The sequence below is a fragment of the Streptomyces changanensis genome, from assembly GCF_024600715.1.
Lineage (GTDB): Bacteria > Actinomycetota > Actinomycetes > Streptomycetales > Streptomycetaceae > Streptomyces > Streptomyces changanensis.
The window spans coordinates 2,346,799-2,362,018 of the sequence record NZ_CP102332.1; the positions used below are offsets into that span (position 1 = coordinate 2,346,799).

Annotated in this window: 13 protein-coding genes and 1 pseudogene; 7 read left to right on the forward strand and 7 right to left on the reverse strand. The window is 72.8% G+C overall.

All coding sequences use genetic code 11. The features are described from left to right. Nucleotides 1-91 precede the first annotated feature (91 nt). From NRO40_RS10405 to NRO40_RS10425, 5 genes are all read right to left on the reverse strand, one after another. Nucleotides 92-589 (reverse strand): GNAT family N-acetyltransferase, encoded by a 498-nt coding sequence (locus tag NRO40_RS10405; RefSeq protein ID WP_058945033.1) that lies wholly within the window; start codon nt 587-589, stop codon nt 92-94. Nucleotides 590-709: 120 nt separating this feature from the next. Further along, the gene (locus tag NRO40_RS10410; RefSeq protein WP_232791258.1) at nt 710-1,888 is read right to left on the reverse strand and encodes a methyltransferase domain-containing protein; all 1,179 of its coding nucleotides are present in this window, start codon (nt 1,886-1,888) and stop codon (nt 710-712) included. 445 nt (nt 1,889-2,333) lie between these two features. Beyond that, on the reverse strand, nt 2,334-3,182 hold the full coding sequence (locus NRO40_RS10415) for a helix-turn-helix domain-containing protein (RefSeq protein ID WP_257375385.1): 849 nt from the start codon (nt 3,180-3,182) through the stop codon (nt 2,334-2,336). Between the two features lie 10 nt (nt 3,183-3,192). After that, on the reverse strand, nt 3,193-3,711 hold the full coding sequence (locus NRO40_RS10420) for a DUF6879 family protein (RefSeq protein WP_332836280.1): 519 nt from the start codon (nt 3,709-3,711) through the stop codon (nt 3,193-3,195). After that, the gene (locus NRO40_RS10425) at nt 3,692-3,958 is read right to left on the reverse strand and encodes a hypothetical protein (RefSeq protein WP_058945031.1); all 267 of its coding nucleotides are present in this window, start codon (nt 3,956-3,958) and stop codon (nt 3,692-3,694) included. Before NRO40_RS10425 ends, NRO40_RS10420 begins: the two co-directional genes overlap by 20 nt. Before the next feature lie 279 nt (nt 3,959-4,237). Here NRO40_RS10425 and NRO40_RS10430 point away from each other — a divergent pair, with 279 nt between their 5' ends. After that, the gene (locus tag NRO40_RS10430; protein WP_058945030.1) at nt 4,238-4,642 is read left to right on the forward strand and encodes a hypothetical protein; all 405 of its coding nucleotides are present in this window, start codon (nt 4,238-4,240) and stop codon (nt 4,640-4,642) included. Between the two features lie 9 nt (nt 4,643-4,651). On the opposite strand, the gene NRO40_RS10435 is transcribed toward NRO40_RS10430, so the two are convergent. After that, on the reverse strand, nt 4,652-5,680 hold the full coding sequence (locus NRO40_RS10435; protein ID WP_058945029.1) for a LacI family DNA-binding transcriptional regulator: 1,029 nt from the start codon (nt 5,678-5,680) through the stop codon (nt 4,652-4,654). A 490-nt stretch (nt 5,681-6,170) separates the two neighbouring features. Between NRO40_RS10435 and NRO40_RS10440 the strand changes: the two genes are divergently transcribed. The 4 genes from NRO40_RS10440 (at nt 6,171) to NRO40_RS10455 (ending at nt 11,438) form a co-directional block, all read left to right on the forward strand. After that, nucleotides 6,171-7,526 carry an ABC transporter substrate-binding protein gene (locus NRO40_RS10440; protein ID WP_058945028.1) on the forward strand — a complete coding sequence of 452 codons (1,356 nt, stop codon included), beginning with the start codon at nt 6,171-6,173 and terminating at the stop codon, nt 7,524-7,526. Between the two features lie 458 nt (nt 7,527-7,984). After that, on the forward strand, nt 7,985-8,992 hold the full coding sequence (locus tag NRO40_RS10445; protein ID WP_058945027.1) for a carbohydrate ABC transporter permease: 1,008 nt from the start codon (nt 7,985-7,987) through the stop codon (nt 8,990-8,992). 3 nt (nt 8,993-8,995) lie between these two features. Beyond that, complete coding sequence (locus NRO40_RS10450; protein ID WP_058945026.1) at nt 8,996-9,844, forward strand: carbohydrate ABC transporter permease; 849 nt, start codon at nt 8,996-8,998, stop codon at nt 9,842-9,844. A 154-nt stretch (nt 9,845-9,998) separates the two neighbouring features. Beyond that, the gene (locus tag NRO40_RS10455) at nt 9,999-11,438 is read left to right on the forward strand and encodes a GH1 family beta-glucosidase (protein WP_058945025.1); all 1,440 of its coding nucleotides are present in this window, start codon (nt 9,999-10,001) and stop codon (nt 11,436-11,438) included. Nucleotides 11,439-11,539: 101 nt separating this feature from the next. Here the strand turns inward: NRO40_RS10455 and NRO40_RS10460 are convergent, their stop codons facing one another. After that, nucleotides 11,540-13,045, reverse strand: coding sequence for a glycoside hydrolase family 18 protein (locus tag NRO40_RS10460; RefSeq protein WP_058945024.1), 1,506 nt, complete (start codon nt 13,043-13,045; stop codon nt 11,540-11,542). Nucleotides 13,046-13,249: 204 nt separating this feature from the next. On the opposite strand from NRO40_RS10460, the pseudogene NRO40_RS10465 reads away from it, so the two are divergent. Then, nucleotides 13,250-14,377, forward strand: a pseudogene (locus tag NRO40_RS10465) (serine/threonine-protein kinase); the annotation flags it as partial. Nucleotides 14,378-14,406: 29 nt separating this feature from the next. After that, nucleotides 14,407-15,195 carry a hypothetical protein gene (locus NRO40_RS10470; protein ID WP_257375386.1) on the forward strand — a complete coding sequence of 263 codons (789 nt, stop codon included), beginning with the start codon at nt 14,407-14,409 and terminating at the stop codon, nt 15,193-15,195. Nucleotides 15,196-15,220 lie beyond the last annotated feature (25 nt).

The window sequence follows — 15,220 nt, forward strand, 5'->3', positions numbered from 1 at the left end:
CCCGGTACGGGTCCGGATCGCGTCCGAGCGGGCCCGGTCCGGGTCCGGATCGCGTCCGAGCGGGAGGCCCGGTACGGGTACGGGTCCGGGTTCAGGCAGCGGGCGCGGCCGGGCCCCCTTCGGTCGGGCCGAGCTCGGTCCGGTCAACCTCGGTCGGGTCCACCTCGGACAGGTCCCGTTCGGGCAGGTTCATTTCGGCGAGGACCTCCCCGTCGTCCGTCATGCCGAGCGCACGGAAGCCGAGCCGCGCGTAGAAGCCCTCCGGGCCGTGCTCGCCGGGCTTGTAGGTGACCGTCACCGTCGACCCGCCACGGCGCCGGACCTCGTCGCAGACGGCCGCGACGGCGAACCGGCCGTAGCCGGCGCCCTGGTGGTCGGCGGAGACGGCCAACCGCCACAGTCCACTGCGGGGCGCGGCGCCGGGCCCGTCGACGTCGAACGGGACGTCGAAGAAGGCCATCACGAAGCCGACGGCCTCCTCACCGTCGCACACCAGCCGCGGCCAGGCGATGTCGGGCGAGGCGTACGCCTCGGCGAGGGACTCCGCGACCGACTCGACGAATCCCGCCTGCTCGGGCCGTACGCGCAGCCGGCACGCGTCCGTGACGTTGTCCGGCGACGCCTTCGGGCGCGTGGCTCACCTCGCAGGTCGCACGAGCCCCGCCGATGCGCTACGGAGAGCAGCGCACAGACGGGGCAGTCGTACCGATCAGCCGAGCGCGGGAACGGGATGATCGGGAATGTCCAGCCACGGATACTCACCCGTGGCGGTCACGGTCAGCCCGAACCGTTCCGGGCCGGGACGGCCGTGCAGCGACCACCACGAGTAAGCCGCTTCCACTTCGTTCCAGAGCTGGCGCGGGCCGTGCTGCCACACCGCACACCGGCCGTCCGGCTGTCCGTCCCAGTCCACGGCTGCCCACGACGTGGCGTCGGTCGTCGCGACCCACAGGCGGGCCGCCACCCCGTCCACGTCCGGGTTGTCGTGCCACGTCCACCACACGTCGCGGAGCTGTAGCCCCATGGCGAACTGCGCGGCGAGATCCTCACCCGTCACCATCCACGGGGGAAGATCGGTAGTGGACCCAGCGGGCCGGTGGTCGTCGCGCACCACGTCCCGGTAGACCCGGAGGTCGGTGCGCTGGTTCCGCATGAGCATGAACGCGGAGTGCGGCGAGAACGGACCCGACGCTCCTCCGGTGTCGTCCACCGTCATGCGGAGCAGTCCGTAGCAGACCCATGGACTTTCCCATGGCGTGAGGATGACGCCGCCGGGCTTCACCTGGTCGACCCACTGACGCGGGACGGACCGTACGGAGCACGTGGCCACGAGCCGGTCATACGGAGCGTTGGCCGCGTGCCCTTCCGCTCCGTCGCCGGCGATCACTTCCGCGCTCAGTCCCTCCTTGCGCAGGCGGTCCCGGGCTCGGGAAGCCAACGCTTGGTCCACTTCGACGGTCGTCACGTTCTCCGCGCCGGCGACGTAGGACAGCAGCCCCGCGTTCCACCCCGTGCCCGTGCCGATCTCCAGGACCCGGTGTCCGTCGTGCACGTCGAGCATGTGCAGCATCCGGAGCACGATGGACGGGGCGGAAGCGGACGACGAAGCCCACCGCTCTCCTGCTCCTGGGTCCTCGCCGTCGTTGATCTGCGTCACCACGGAGTCATTGGCGTACACCGCCTGCAGCCACGTGTCCGGGGCGTCGGCACGGTCGCATGGCTCCAGGGCATCACCGAGGTAGACACGATCAGGCACGTACGCGGAACGGGGCACGGCCCACGCGGCATGCTCCCACTCGGGCGCCACGTATCCCTCCTGTTTCAACGCGCGCAGAAGATCGCGGTTGGCGATCCGCTCGGACGCTGCGGAGTCCGCCGCCACTGTCACTCGCCCTTCTTGTGTTTCGGCGGGTCCTTGGGCTTGGCCGTGTCCGACGACGGTTTGGACGTGCCCGGGTCCTTCCCTCCGGAGTGCTGCCCGTTGCCTCCGCTGCCGCCCTTACCCGTTCCCCATCCCATGGTGTTCCCCTATCTCGGTGTCACCGGTCGCGCCGGTACGGTTCGGCGCACTCGCTGTGCCGGTAGACCACGGCGGGCGGCCCCGACGGCCGTGCCACCGATCCCCGGCGACAGAGCTCAGGTTTCCGATCGGCTTGCCGCACTCGTGGCAGGGTCTCTCCCCCGGGCGCGAACGTCGCGTACTCGTCCCTGCGGCCATCCCTGTCTCCGGTCGTACTCGCCATCGGAGGCGTCCTCTCACGTGGACCGACGACGACCACGCTAGGGAGGAGGCAACGCCGACTGACAGGCGGTTGCACGAGATTGCACGCGAGTTATCCGAGGACGTCCAGCATCGAGGTGATCAGCGCACGAGCGGCGGCCCCGTAGACGGCCAGCGCTGCCAGTTCCGCGAACGTCTCCGCGTACATCGCCACCTCGCTCGGCTGCGTAATCGTGAGGTAGCCGGAGATCAATTCGACGTTGACCTGGGCGGCGTCATAGATCCAGAACCCTTCAGCCGGCCAGCGCTCCCGGTCGGGTCGCATGGGCACGACGCCCAGACTGACATGGGGAAGCGAGGCGATCGAGACCAAGTGGCCGAGTTGCCCGAACATGACCTCAGGACCACCCACCCCGGCCCGCAACACGGACTCCTCAACGAGGAACGCGAACCGCCGATCGCCCTCGTACAACACCCTCTGACGTTCCATGCGGGCGGCCACCGCATCAGCCACGTCGTCCACCAAACCGCGTCGTCGCTGGATCGCTCGCAGAGCAGCCGTCGTGTACGGCTGCGTCTGCATCATGCCGGGCACGAGCCACGACGAGTAGGACCGGAAACGGCGCGTCCTCTGGTACATCGGCAAGCGCGCTTCCTGCGCCCGCTTGAGGCCCGCCCGCTCCATACGCCGCCATTCGACCCACATGCCCTCGGCCGTCCGCAGCGAGGCGATCAGACCCTCGGCCTGATCCTCGGCACCGCACGCCTGACACCAGGCCCGAATGTCGTCAGCGGACGGGGGTGTCCTGGCGTTCATGATCCGGGACGACTTCGACCGACTCCATCCGCAGCGCTCGGCAAGGTCGAGACCGGTCAGCCCGGCATCCCGGCAAAGATCCGCGAGCCGTTTCGCGAGAGCCTGTCGGGCCTCCTGGGCGCTGGAAGACGCTGAGACAGCCATGGAGGCGCGATCAGGCGGGTCGGTATTCCGCATGGGGAATCGCGCGCTCCCACGCCGTCTCGTACGCGCTGACGTACTGCGCGGCCAAAGCCGGGTCGTGCACGACTTCCATACGCGGCCCGGTCCACTGCCCCTCGCCGCTGAAGTGGTGGAGGATCACGGTCTCCTCATCCATGACCCACCCGTCCAGCACAGGGAGCAGCAGATCACGCGCCCGCGAGCGCGACAGCCAACGGACGTCCTCACCGGCTGCAACGTTCGTGAAGGTGCCGTCGTACTCATACCGGACATAGTCGCTCAGTGGTTCGGAAACCACCCGCAAACGGCGCATGACGACACCCCGGCCGGTCGTCTGGGCCACCACGTCCAGCCACGGCCGCCACCAGGACTCACGGTCCGCCGAGTCGTACCGGTGCCCCTGCTGCCAGCGGATGAACTCCGGGTCATCCCGCATGTAGCTGTCCCGCATCTCCAGGTGCATCGCCGATCGCTGGGTCTTGGCGAGGCATTCACGTACCGCTGTTGCCACCACTGCCCTCACTGTCCGTACGGGGGATGAACCGGAGCATGTTCGCAGGGAGCCGGATGACGGTCTCGTGATCCGGGACGTCCGTGGAGTGACCCGGAACTGAGCCGACCTCCTGCGCCTTGCGAATCGTCTCCTCGTCCGCCTTCCATGACTGGATGATCAGGTCTCCCGTCTCCTCCTCCACCCAGATCGTCGGCGAGCCGTCATCGGGGGTGTTGGGCCAGATCCCCAGGAAGGTCAGAGCCACTGGGTACTCTCCTAGCAAATCGGTTGCACAGACGTGCATGAGCCTCGTCCTCACGCCTGAGCAGCATCAAGGGCGCATCGAGGCATGTGCGGGAGCGGGGAACAAGACACGGCCCGCCGCGGGGGCACCTGTGTACCGCACGCCACCCGACCGTGCGGGTACACAGGTGCAGACCCCGAACGACGGCTGGGCGCGGTGGTGGGATGTGCGGGGGCCTGCGAAGCCTCCCGCACGGATAGGCGCGGCGGAACCGCCGGCTGTTGCAGTACAACGATCGCTATGAGTTGGGTGGCGAACGTGATGATCTCGGTCGACATGGCCGACAGCGCGAATGTCGAGGCGTTGAGTGAGTGGTTGCGGACGGAAGCCCCTCGCCGCGGTCAACCGGAAGTCCGCGGGGTGGGGTTTCTGAAGCTGCTCACCGACGCTGGGACGAACCAGTGGGGCGGCTGGAAGCAGCCCGAGTGCGAGGTGTGGGCGGGCACCTTGAACCACGCCGACCTCGACGCCCTCAGGCAACGCGTGTCCGAGGTGCCGTGGTGTGAGCCGAACCTGGTCCAGCTGCTGGTGATGGACCAGGAGCAGGAGTTCTTCCGCACCTGGATGATCCGAGGTGGCAAACTGCGGCAGTTCGCCCCGTCAGAGCCCGACGAAGAGGACGAGGGGTTCTACCGGAACCGGTGAGCGCCCCGTTCACGCCGAGTCGCGGACGACCAGGGACGTCGGCAGGACGAGCTGGCGCGGTTCGGAGCCGGTGCCGGTGATCTCCTGGAGCAGGACGCGGGCCATCACGCGGCCCATCTCCTCGATCGGCTGCCGCACGCTCGTGAGCGGCGGGTCCATGTGGCGGGCGACCGCCGAGTCGTCCACGCCGACCAGGGCCACGTCGTCCGGGACGCGGCGGCCCGCCTCGCGCAGGGCGACCCGCGCGCCCGCCGCCATGACGTCCGACGCCGCGAACACGGCGTCCAGGTCCGGGCACCGCTCCAGGAGCTCCACCATCGCGCGGTGGCCGCCCTTCTCGGTGAAGTCGCCCGCGGCGACGAGCCGTTCGTCGGCCGTCAGGCCGGCGTCCGCCAGGCCCCGGCGGTAGCCGTCGAGGCGGCAGCGGGCCACGTACATGTCGAGCGGCCCCGTGATGGTCGCGACGCGGCGGCGGCCCCCCGCCGCCAGGTGGGCGACGGCGGAGCGGCCCGCGCCGACGTTGTCGGAGTCGACGTACGCCACGGGCTCCGCCTCGGAGCGGCGGCCGTTGAGGACCGCGGGGATGTCCAGGCCGCGCACCACGTCCGGCAGCGGGTCGTCCGCGTGGACCGACACCAGCAGCACCCCGTCGACGCGCTGCGCCGCGAGGTACTGCTCGAAGCGCTGGCGCTCCTGGCTGGTGCGGATCAGGGTGAGCAGCAGCTGCTTGTCGGCGTCCGCGAGCTCGGCGCTCACCCCGCGGATGATGTCGAGGAAGTACGGCTCGGCGAACAGCCGCGCCTCGGTCTCCGGGATGACCAGCGCCACCGCGTCCGTACGGGCCCCGGCCAGCGCGCGGGCCGCGCGGTTCGGGACGTACCCCAGCTCCGCGACGGCCCGGGAGACGGCGGCCCTGGCCCGGTCGCTGACGCGGGGCGAGCCGTTGATGACGCGCGACACCGTGCCGCGGCCGACGCCCGCCCGGGCCGCGACCTCCTCCAGGGTGGGCCTGCCCGTCTGCCGTCCGTTCACCGCCATGGGGTCACGTCTCCCGTCCGTCCTCGGTGCCGGCTCGCCCGGGGCGGAGAGCCGCGGAGCCGGCCGCCCGGCCGGGCGGGGCTCCTTGGAGTCAAGGTAGAGCCTGCCCCGCGCACCGGCCCCAGCGGGAGGGCCGGGTCCTGACCGAGAGTGGTGGGAGCGCTCCCAACGTAGCGGAAGGTGGCGCCGGTCTCCAGCGATCGGCCTTGAGGTCCTGAAGGCACGCACCGCATCGCGGACACCGGGCGCCCGCGAGGGGATCAATTCGCGTTCATCTCTTGACACCCGCACCCGCCAGGCAGCAATCTTCCGGGCATGGCGACGTGGGAGCGCTCCCACCACCACCCCGCGAGGACTCGCCGGATCCGACGCACGAGCCGCCGCACGCCGATCCGATCCGCCCCGGTCAGGCCACCCGGTCCCCCGGCCCCGGCCGCCCCACCCCCACCCCGGCGCGACCCCGCACCACCCTGGACGAGGAGAGTGGAGAATGCGCACTTCGAGCAGTACCCGTGACCTGGCCCGCAGACGCCGCCCCGCACTCGCGGTGACCGCCATCGCGGCCTGCGCGGCCCTGATCGCCGGTTGCAGCGACGGCGGGGGCGACGGCTCCGGATCGGGCGCGGGTGCCGACGGGAAGATCACCCTGCGGATCGGCACCTTCGGGTCGTTCGGCTACGACGACAAGAACGGCGCCAAGCTGTACGCCGAGTACGAGAAGCTGAACCCGCACGTCGAGATCGTCGAGTCGAACGTCGCGGACGGCCAGAAGTACTGGGACACCCTGAAGCTGCGCCTCTCCCGCAACAGCGGCCTCGCCGACATCCAGGCCGTCGAGGTCGGGTACATCGCCGAGGCGACCGGCTCCACCCTGGCCGGCAAGTGGGTCGACCTGTCGAAGACCGGGGGCGCCGACACCTCCGCTTTCCTGGACTGGAAGATCAAGCAGGCCACCACCGCCGACGGCAAGGTCATCGGCCTCGGCACCGACATCGGCCCCATGGCCATCTGCTACAACAAGGACCTCTTCGCCAAGGCGAAGCTGCCCACGGACCGCGAGCGGGTCGCGCGGCTGTGGGCCGGGGACTGGGCGAAATTCGTAACCACGGGCAAGACGTACCAGCGCAACGCCCCCGCGGGGACCGCCTTCCACGACTCCGCCAGCGGGCTGTTCAACGCCGTCCTGTCCAGCCAGCCCCAGCAGTACGCCGACGCCGAGGGCAACCTGTCCTGGGAGGAGAGCCCCGGGGTGCGCACGGCGTGGGGCCTGGCCGTCGACGCGGCGCGCAGCGGCATCACCGCGAAGCTGCGCCAGTTCGACGAGAAGGGCACCTGGAACGCCGGGTTCAAGAACTCCCGGTTCGCCACCGTCGCCTGCCCGTCCTGGATGACCGGCATCATCAAGGACCAGGCCGGTCCCGCCAACCAGGGCAAGTGGGACATCGCGGCGCCTCCCGTCGCCGGCAACTGGGGCGGGTCGTTCCTCGCCGTCCCGAAGGCGGGCAAGCACACCGAGGAGGCCGCGAAGCTGGCCGCCTGGCTGACGGCGCCCGCGCAGCACGCCAAGGTCTTCGGCGTGAACGGCAACATCCCGTCCACCAAGGACACGCTCGCCTCCGACGCCGTCCAGAACGCCAGGATCCCGTACTTCGGCGACACCCCGGTCGGGAAGATCTACTCGTCGGCGGCCGCGGGCATCACCCCCGCACCGGTGAGCCGGTACGACGGTCAGGTGAAGACGTTCGTCACGGACAACGGCATCCTCGACATCGAGCAGCGCGGCACGTCGCCCGAGGAGGCGTGGAACAACGTGAAGAAGCTGGTCGACGACAAGATCGCCCAGTAGCGCCCGGGGACCCCGGCCCCGGCCCCGGCGGACGCGGGGGCCGGGCACGGCCCGGCGGGGACGGAACCGTGCCGGGCCCGGTGGTGGGGACGGGCCCGGCGGTGGGGAGGGGCCGGCGCCGGGGTCCGCCGCCGATACGGACCCCGGCCCGCAGGCACCCCGGCCCCCGCGGGCCGCACCCGCCCACCCGAACAGCGCCCAGCCCCGCACCGAGCCGACCGGTGCACCGCGGCACCACGGGTGTGCCACGCCCGAGGGTGCACGGCGCCCACCCGTGGACGCCCTGACGCGCGCCCCATCGCCGGGCCCGCCCCACCCGACCGTGAGCGGAACACCGGCACCGGCCCACACCCTGCCGTCCGCCGAGCGCCCGGCCCACGACTGCCCCGGCGAACCCGGGCCACCCGCACCCCCGGCGAAGCCGGGCCACCGGACCCCCCGACCGAAAGGACCGCCTCGTGGCCACCTCCGTCCGGGCGGCGGCCGACGGTACGCCGCCGCCCCCTCCTCCTCCGCCCCCCGCCCTCCGGAAGCCGACACCGACCCCGGCGCGCGCCGGCTGGCGCAGCAGGCTCTACCGCCTGGACCTCAAGGCGACGCCGTACGCGTTCGTCGCGCCCTTCTTCCTCTGCTTCGCCGCGTTCGGGCTCTTCCCGCTGGTGTACACGGGCTGGCTCTCCCTGCACCGGGTCGAGCTGGGCGGCGAGGCCGAGTGGCGCGGCGCCGACAACTACACCGCCCTGTGGGACAGCGACTTCTTCTGGAACGCGCTGGCCAACACGTTCACCATCGGCGTGCTCTCCACCGTCCCCCAGCTGCTGATGGCGCTGGGCCTGGCGCACCTGCTCAACTACAAGCTGCGCGGGCGCGGCTTCTTCCGCGTCGCGGTGCTCGCCCCGTACGCCACGTCCATCGCCGCCGCCACGCTCGTCTTCGCACAGCTGTTCAACAGCGACTACGGGCTGATCAACACCGTGCTGGGCTGGGTCGGCTTCGAGCCGGTCAGCTGGGAGTCCTCGAAGTGGCCGGCGCAGATCGCCATCTCGGTGATCGTGACGTGGCGGTGGACCGGGTACAACGCGCTGATCTACCTCGCCGCGATGCAGGCCGTCCCGCAGGACCTGTACGAGGCGGCCGCGCTCGACGGGGCCTCGCGCTGGCGGCAGTTCGTCAGCGTCACGATCCCCTCGATCCGGCCGACGATCCTCTTCACCATCGTCGTGTCGACGATCGGCGCGACCCAGCTGTTCGGTGAGCCGATGCTCTTCGGCGGGAGCCTCGGCGTGAGCGGCGGCAGCGGCAACCAGTTCCAGACGCTGAGCCTGCTCATGTACGAGAAGGGCTGGGTGACGGGCGCGCTCGGGCAGGCGTCGGCCATCGCCTGGGTGATGCTGCTGCTCCTGCTGCTCATCGGCGGCCTGCGGCTGCTGTCCGCCCGCGTCCACCGCAAGAGGCAGGGGTCCTGACCGATGAAGCTCACGCAGACGGCCGGCCGGCAGCACCACGCCGGGCCCGTCACCTACGTCCTGCTGGGGCTGGCCGCCCTGGTGTCCCTGTTCCCGCTGTACTGGAACCTCGTCGCCGCCTCGCACACCGGGGAGCGTGTCGTCGAGGCGCCCGCCCCGCTGCTGCCGGGACCACGCCTGTTCGAGAACCTGTCCTTCGCCTGGAACCAGGTCGACATGGGCGAGGCCCTCGTCAACACGACCGTCGTGGCCGGGCTGGTGGCCGTGTCGACCGTGCTGTTCTCCACGCTGGCCGGGTTCGCCTTCGCCAAGCTGCCGTTCCGGGGCCGCAACGTGCTGCTGGCCCTGGTGGTCGCGACGATGACGATCCCGCCGCAGCTCAGCGTCATCCCGCTCTACCAGATCATCACCGACCTGGGCTGGGTGGACCAGCTGCAGTCGGTGGTCCTGCCGTCGCTGGTCGCCGCGTTCGGCGTGTTCTTCATGCGGCAGTACCTGCTGGAGGCGCTGCCCGTCGAACTGGTCGAGGCGGCGCGGGTGGACGGCGCGCACAGCCTGCGGATCATCTGGCACGTGGTGTTCCCGGTCGCGCGGCCCGCGATGGCCGTCCTCGGCATGCTCGTCTTCGTCCAGGCGTGGAACGACTTCTTCTGGCCGTTCATCGCGCTGACCCCGGACGGGAACCCGACGCTCCAGGTCGCGCTCGCCGGTCTGGGCTCCGGCAACCACACCATCAACCAGGCCGTCGTGCTGACGGGCGCGCTGATCTCCACCGTGCCCCTGCTGCTGGTCTTCGCGCTGCTCGGCAAGCACATCGTGGGCGGCATCACCTCGGGCGCGGTCAAGAGCTGACGCGCGCCGCCCGGCACCGCCTCGCATCACGCCGCGCCGCACCGCCGCACCGCCGCACCGCACCCCGCACACCGCACCGCCGCACCCCGCACCGCACCGCCGGTCCGGCACCCATCACGTCACTCCTTCCTACCCGCGTTGGGAGCGCTCTCCTATGACTGCGTCCGAAGCCCGGCCGCTCACCGCGACCCGCCACTTCCCGCCCGGTTTCCTCTGGGGGGCCGCCACCGCCGCGTACCAGATCGAGGGCGCCTCGGCCGAGGACGGCCGTACGCCCTCCATCTGGGACACCTTCTCCCACACGCCGGGGAAGGTGTTCGGCGGCCACACCGGTGACGTGGCCGTCGACCACTACCACCGCTTCCGCGACGACGTCCGGCTGATGCGGGAGCTGGGCCTCACGGCCTACCGCTTCTCCGTCTCCTGGTCGCGGGTGCAGCCCACCGGGCGGGGCCCCGCCGTGCAGAAGGGCCTCGACTTCTACCGGGCCCTCGTCGACGAGCTGCTCGACGCCGGCATCCGGCCCGCCCTGACCCTGTACCACTGGGACCTGCCGCAGGAGCTGGAGGACGCGGGCGGCTGGCCGGAGCGGGCCACCGCCGAGCGGTTCGGCGCGTACGCGGCGCTCGTCGCGGACGCGCTCGGCGACCGGGTGGAGCGCTGGACGACCCTCAACGAGCCCTGGTGCACCGCCTTCCTCGGGTACGGCTCCGGCGTCCACGCGCCCGGCCGCACCGACCCCGTCGCCGCCCTGCGCGCCGCGCACCACCTGAACCTCGCCCACGGCCTCGGCGTGCAGGCGCTGCGCGCGGCGCTGCCGCCGCGCGCCGAGGTGGGCGTGTCGCTCAACCTGCACGAGGTCCGGCCGCTGACGAACGCGCCCGGCGACCTGGACGCGGCCCGCCGCATCGACGCGGTCGGCAACCGCGTGTGGCTGGGGCCGATGCTCGACGGCGCCTACCCGGAGGACCTGCCGGCCGACACGGCGCGCCTCACGGACTGGTCGTTCGTCCGGCCCGGCGACACGGCGACGGCGCACCAGCCGCTGGACTTCCTGGGCGTCAACTACTACACGCCGACCCTGGTGTCCGCGGGCGGCGACGGGTCGGCCGGCGGCGACGGCGGGCACGGCGGCGGGACGTCGTCGCCGTGGCCGGCCGCGGACGAGGTGGCCTTCCACCAGCCGCCCGGCGACCTCACCGCGATGGGCTGGTCGGTGGACGCCTCCGGCCTGTACGACCTGCTGACGCGGCTGTCGCGCCGGTACCCGGAACTGCCGCTGTACGTCACGGAGAACGGCGCCGCGTACGAGGACGCGGTCGGGGCGGACGGCGCCGTCCACGACCCGGAGCGCATCGCCTACGTCCACGCCCACCTGGAGGCGGTGCACCGGGCCGTGGAGGGCGGCGCGGACGTGCGCGGGTACTTCCTGTGGTCGCTGCTGGACAACTTCGAGTGGGCGTACGGGTACGACAAGCGGTTCGGCGCCGTGCACGTCGACTACGACACACAGGTCCGCACCCCGAAGGCGAGCGCCCACTGGTACGGGCGGGTCGCGCGCAGCGGCGAACTGCCGGAGCTGCCGGGGGCGTGAGGCCGCGCGCTCCGGCCGGGGTGGGGGTGTCGGCCGGAGCGCGCGGTGCAGGGGGTGCCGGGGGCGCCGGGGCGGGGTGCCCCGGCGCCCCCGGGGGCCGGTCAGCGGTAGGCGGCGAACGCCCGGGTGAAGGCGAGCGGCTGCTGGAGGATGGAGCTGCACGTCGCGTCGGCGTGGCCGACCTCGCCCGCGGGGCACTGCTTGTCCCGGGTCGAGGACCACATCGACAGCCAGCCGAGCCCCTTCGACCGGGCGAAGTCCACCAGCTCGGTCGCGTCGTCGACGCGGAAGACCTCCGTCGTGACGTCGTTGACGCCGATCATCGGGGTGACGGCCACCGTCTTCCACGCGGCCGCGTCGGACAGCCCGAGCACGCCCTTGAGCTGCGCCTGCGTCGCCGTGGCCGCCTGGACCGCGTAGCGGCCCATGTCGCCGGCGTAGGCCGGGCCGTAGTCCATCGCCATGATGTTGACGGCGTCGACGCGGACGCCGTTGCGGCGGGCGTCGGCGAGGAGGTCCACGCCCGGCTGCGTCAGGCCCTCCGGCATGACCGGCAGCGTGAACGACACGTCGAGGTCCGGGTGGGTCTTCTGGAGCCGGGCGATGGCCTGGGCCCGGCGGGTGTTGGCGGCGGCGTCGGGCAGGGCGGCGCCCTCGACGTCGAAGTCGACCTTGGTGAGCCGGTACGCGTCGACGACCTTGCCGTACGCGGCGGTCAGCTCGGCGGTCGTCGCGCAGTTCAGGGCCAGTTCACGGCCCGCGGCGCCGCCGAACGACACGCGTACGTCGCCGCCCGCGGCGCGCAGGGCGCCGATCTGCGCGGCGACCCGGTCGTCGGCGAGTGCGGTGACGCCGCCCCAGCGCGGCTCGCAGCCGCCGCCGGCGGTGACGAAGGCCAGGTTGAACTGCTTGACGCCGGTCTTCGCCGCGGTGTCCAGCAGGTCGTACGCCGGGTACAGGGAGGTGTCGACGTACGGCGCGAAGCGCGCGCCGGCCGCCGGGGCGCCGGTGGGCGCGGGGGTGGTGGGGGCCGTCGCCGTCGGGGTCGGCACGGCCGTGGGGGTGGGGGTGGTCGTCGGGGAGGCGGTCGGCGTGGGCGGCGCGGTGGTGCCGGGGCCGGTGGTGGGCTGCCCGGTGGGTCGGCCGGTGGGGAGCGGCGTCGTACCGGGACCGGCGGAGCACGCGACCCGGTCGATGAGGCAGCCCGTCGGGTCGCCCGCCGCGCCGCCGTCCGCGCCGGTGACGAAGCCGACGCCGACCGAGGCGCCCGGCGCGAGGTCCCGGTTCCAGCTCTCGGGCTCCACCGTCACGTGCCGTCCCTCGACGGTGTGCCGGCCGTTCCACAGCGAGGTCAGACGCGTCCCCGCGGGCAGGTCGAACTCCAGCTTCCAGCCCGAACGGGCCGCGCCGGTGGTGTTGGTGACGACGTACTGGCCGGTGTAGCCGCCCGCCCAGGAGCTGGTCCGGGTGTACGCGGCGCTGACGCCGGCGGCCTGCGCCGTGCCGGTGAACGCGAACGCCGTGCCCGCGGCCACCGCCGCCGCGACCAGCGCGCCGACCGCCTTCGCCCTGCCGCCGGCCCTGCGCCGGTGCGTGGTCGTTCCCATCGATGTGCCTGCCTCGTGTACGGGTGGGGGGTGGACGCGGCAGCACGCTAGCCGCCACCGACCGGACAAAACGGCCGCCAAGGGCGGGGCTCGGTGATCTTAGGCTCCGCTTAAGGAAGCCATGGGCGTGGATTAAAGGTGGAGGACCAGCCGGCGGTCGCGGCCCCGCCTCCCCCGCCGGGGCCGCTGTGCGAAGATCCCCCGGTGCAACCGATCACCGCTGAAGACCCCTCCTGGATAGGCCCCTACCGTCTCCTCGGCCGGCTCGGGGCGGGGGGCATGGGCCGTGTGTACCTCGCCCGCAGCGAGGGTGGTCGTACCGTCGCCGTGAAGCTGGTCCTGGCGGAGCTGGCCCAGGACGCCGAGTTCCGGCGGAGGTTCGCGCAGGAGGTGTCCGCCGCGCGGCGGGTCGGCGGCCAGTGGACCGCCCCGGTGCTGGACGCCGACACCGGCGCCGCGGTGCCGTGGGTGGCGACGGGGTACGTGCCGGGCCCCTCCCTCACGCAGGTCGTCGGCGAGGACCACGGGCCGCTGCCCGACACGTCCGTGCGGGCCCTGGCGAGCGGGCTGTCCCAGGCGTTGGCGGCCATCCACGCGGTCGGCCTCGTCCACCGCGACCTGAAGCCGTCGAACATCCTGGTCACGGTCGACGGGCCGCGCGTCATCGACTTCGGCATCGCCCGCGCGCTGGACGGGCTCGCCGCCACGGGCGACGTCCGCACGCAGACCGGCGTGATGGTGGGCTCCCCCGGCTTCATGTCGCCCGAGCAGGTCCGCGGCCAGGCGGTCACGCCCGCGTCCGACGTCTTCTGCCTGGGCGCGGTCCTCGCGTACGCGGCGACGGGACGCACCCCGTTCGGCGGTGCCGACAGCGGCGTCCACAGCCTGCTGTACCGGATCGCGCAGGAGGACCCGGACCTCGACGGCGTCCCGTCGGCGGTGGCCGGGCTGGTCCGGGCGTGCCTGGTGAAGGACCCGGCGGGCCGGCCGACGGTCGCCGAGCTCGTCGAGGCCACGCGGGACGCCGAACCGGCGGGCGCGTGGCTGCCCGGGGCGCTCCTGGCGCAGCTCGGCCGGCGTGCCGCGCAGCTGCTTGACGCGGAGGCGCCCGCCGCGGCGGGCGCCCACCCTTCGACGCGGCTGTCGGCGCCCGCACCGCCGGCGCCGTTCCCGACGCAGGGCCCGGCCCCCTCGCCGTACGGGCCGACCGCCTTCGGCACGCCGCCGCCCGGGCCGGGCCCGTACGCCCCGCCGCACTCCGGCCCGTACGGGCCGCCCGTCCAGCCCTACGCGCCCACCCCCGTGCCGGTGCCCGCGCCCGCGCCGGCACCGCGCAGGAGCGGGGGCGCACGGCGCTGATCGTGGTCGGCTCGGTCGTCGGCGGCATCCTGCTGGTGCCGGTGCTGCTCTTCCTGATCGGCCTCCTCGTCAACAAGGGCGGTGAGGAGACACCCGAGATCCGCAAGATCGAGGGCGCCGTCCCCGACGCGTACCTCGGCTCGTGGGAAGGCATGATCCGCACGGACTCGGACCGGGAGCTGCACGGGCGGTTCGAGGTGGTGCAGGGCGAGAAGGGCATGCGGGTCGCCACGGTCACGCTGACCGGCCCCACCGCGCTCTGCGAGGGCGAGAGCCCGCTCGCGTCCGTCGACGACCGGCGGATCTCCCTGGGCGCGGGCGTCCGGAAGACGGCCGTGCCGAAGGGGGCGGAGCAGTGCACGCCGCCCCCGCCGCTGACGCTCGCCACGCGCACCGACGGCAAGTTGGACTGGGAGATGGGCGGCGCGAAGGCCGTCCTCGAACCGGCCACGACCAGCGAGGCCGCGGTGCACCCGAAGTTCCTCGGCACGTGGCGGCTGGACACGCCGGGGGAGGACGACCGGCTGAAGCTCACCGTCACCCAGGGCCGGTTCGGGAAGAGGGTCGCCACCGCCACCGGCTCCGGCCGGCACGCGGAGTGCGCCTGGATCTCGGTCCTGACCGGCGCCCACAGCGACCGGCTCGTCCTCAGCCCGCTCGAACCCGGCAGCGCCGCCTGCCCCGTGCGCGGCCGCATGGTCCTCACCCCGGCCGGGGAGGGCAAGCTCTACGTCGCCCGCGCCGACCGCGAGGGCGGCGGCATGGAGGAACTCACCCGCGTGACCCCCTGACCGACGCACGCCCGACGCCCGGCCG

Coding starts and splice junctions, on each gene's coding strand:
- NRO40_RS10415 (WP_257375385.1), bottom strand. CDS start 3,182: ATGGCTGTCTCAGCGTCTTCCAGCGCCCAGGAGGCCCGACAGGCTCTC.
- NRO40_RS10430 (WP_058945030.1), top strand. CDS start 4,238: ATGAGTTGGGTGGCGAACGTGATGATCTCGGTCGACATGGCCGACAGC.
- NRO40_RS10435 (WP_058945029.1), bottom strand. CDS start 5,680: ATGGCGGTGAACGGACGGCAGACGGGCAGGCCCACCCTGGAGGAGGTC.
- NRO40_RS10440 (WP_058945028.1), top strand. CDS start 6,171: ATGCGCACTTCGAGCAGTACCCGTGACCTGGCCCGCAGACGCCGCCCC.
- NRO40_RS10450 (WP_058945026.1), top strand. CDS start 8,996: ATGAAGCTCACGCAGACGGCCGGCCGGCAGCACCACGCCGGGCCCGTC.
- NRO40_RS10455 (WP_058945025.1), top strand. CDS start 9,999: ATGACTGCGTCCGAAGCCCGGCCGCTCACCGCGACCCGCCACTTCCCG.
- NRO40_RS10460 (WP_058945024.1), bottom strand. CDS start 13,045: ATGGGAACGACCACGCACCGGCGCAGGGCCGGCGGCAGGGCGAAGGCG.